Below are 1959 nucleotides of genomic sequence, written 5' to 3'. Positions count from 1 at the left end.
CGGTCCTGTCGCTCGTCGGCCGCTCGGACCTCTCGCTCCAGGCGCAGCTCAGCGCGGACGGCGCGACCTGGCTCGACCGACTGGCGCTCGCCAAGGCCCACGCCCCGCTCAGCCATGGCGGGTTCGGCGCCGAGGTGCGCGCGGCGCTGGAGCGGCGCGCCGATCACCTCGTCGCGGAAGGTCTCGCGACACGGTCCGGGCGCGGCGTCACCTTCGCCCGAGACCTGCTCGCCACCTTGCGCGGGCGCGACCTCGACGCGGCCGCAGCGAAGCTGCTGGACCAGACGGGTCTCACGTTCCGCGCATCCGCCGAGGGCGAGACCGTGTCCGGTGTCTACCGCCAGCGTCTCGACCTCGCCTCGGGCCGCTTCGCCATGCTCGATGACGGGATGGGGTTCGAACTCGTCCCGTGGAAACCGCAGCTCGATCAGCATCTCGGCCAGCATATCGCCGGCACGGTCACGCCCGGCGGCGGTGTTGACTGGACCCTCGGCCGCAAGCGCGGGCTCGGGATCTGACAGAGGACTATATGACGATGAGCAAGGACCGCAGTTCGCCCGCCACCAAGATCCTCTGGGGACAGATCGTCATCGTCACGGGCGTCGCGCTGCTCTTCGTCTGGGCGGCGGCGCAATGGGTTGCCTTCCGGCTCGGCCACCAGCCGCAGCTCGGCGCGCCCATGACCGAACTCTTCGGCTGGCCGGTCTACGCGCCCTGGAGCTTCTTCGTCTGGTGGTACTGGTACGACGCCTATGCGCCACGCGTCTTCGTTGAGGGCGCGATCATCGCGGGCTCGGGCGGCATCGCCGCCATCGCCGTCGCGATCTTTCTCTCGGTGCTGCGCGCCCGCGAGGCGAGCGACGTGACCACCTATGGCTCGGCCCGCTGGGCCAGCCGCACGGATGTCGAGGCGGCGGGCCTGCTCGGCGAGGACGGGGTGGTGCTCGGGCGCTACGAAGAGCGCTATCTGCGCCATGACGGCCCGGAACACGTGCTCTGCTTCGCCCCGACCCGGTCGGGCAAGGGCGTCGGCCTCGTCGTCCCCTCGCTCCTGACCTGGCCGGGCTCGGCGATCGTGCACGACATCAAGGGCGAGAACTGGCAGCTCACCGCAGGCTGGCGCGCGCGTTTCTCCCGCGTCCTGCTGTTCGATCCGACCAACCCGGCGAGCGCCGCCTACAACCCGCTGCTTGAGGTCCGGCGCGGCGACAGCGAAGTGCGCGACGTGCAGAACGTCGCCGACATCCTCGTCGATCCCGAGGGCCAGCTCGAACGCCGGAACCATTGGGAGAAGACCAGCCATTCGCTGCTCGTCGGCGCGATCCTCCACGTCCTCTACGCGGAAGCCGACAAGACGCTCGCCGGTGTGGCTGCATTCCTGTCAGACCCGAAACGTCCGATCGAGGCGACGCTTGCTGCGATGATGCGCACGCCGCATCTCGGCGACCGTCCGCATCCGGTGGTCGCGCAGGCCGCCCGCGAGCTCCTGAACAAGTCCGAGAACGAGCGATCTGGCGTGCTCTCGACCGCGATGAGTTTCCTCGGTCTATATCGCGACCCCGTGGTCGCCAGGGTCACGCGCCGCTGCGACTGGCGCATCGACGACCTCGTCTTGGGCAGTCGTCCGGTGACCCTCTATCTCGTCGTCCCGCCCTCGGACATCTCGCGCACCAAGCCACTCGTGCGCCTCGTCCTCAACCAGATCGGGCGCAGGCTGACCGAAGAGCTCGAAGCGAAGGGCCGACGCCATCGCATCCTGCTGATGCTCGACGAGTTCCCGGCGCTCGGGCGGCTCGACTTCTTCGAGAGCCAGCTCGCCTTCATGGCGGGCTATGGGCTCAAGGCCTTCCTGATCGCCCAGTCGCTGAACCAGATCGAGAAGGCCTACGGGCAGAACAACGCCATCCTCGACAACTGCCATGTGCGCGTCGCCTTCGCGACCAATGACGAGCGCACGGC

At 68.9% G+C, this 1959-nt stretch carries 2 protein-coding genes; both read left to right on the top strand.

All coding sequences use genetic code 11. The features are described from left to right. On the top strand, positions 1–518 hold a 518-nt coding region (locus tag V7Q31_RS18990), incomplete at its 5' end, for a DUF3363 domain-containing protein (RefSeq protein WP_333835398.1). Positions 519–529: 11 nt separating this feature from the next. Next, positions 530–1959 (top strand): IncP-type conjugal transfer protein TraG (traG, locus tag V7Q31_RS18985; RefSeq protein WP_442976783.1); only part of this gene is annotated, 1430 nt, incomplete at its 3' end.

This window comes from Rubrimonas sp. (assembly GCF_036788415.1).
Classification (GTDB): domain Bacteria; phylum Pseudomonadota; class Alphaproteobacteria; order Rhodobacterales; family Rhodobacteraceae; genus Rubrimonas.
Note: the sequence above shows the minus strand (reverse complement) of the source record. Positions and strands in the feature narration are given on the sequence as shown.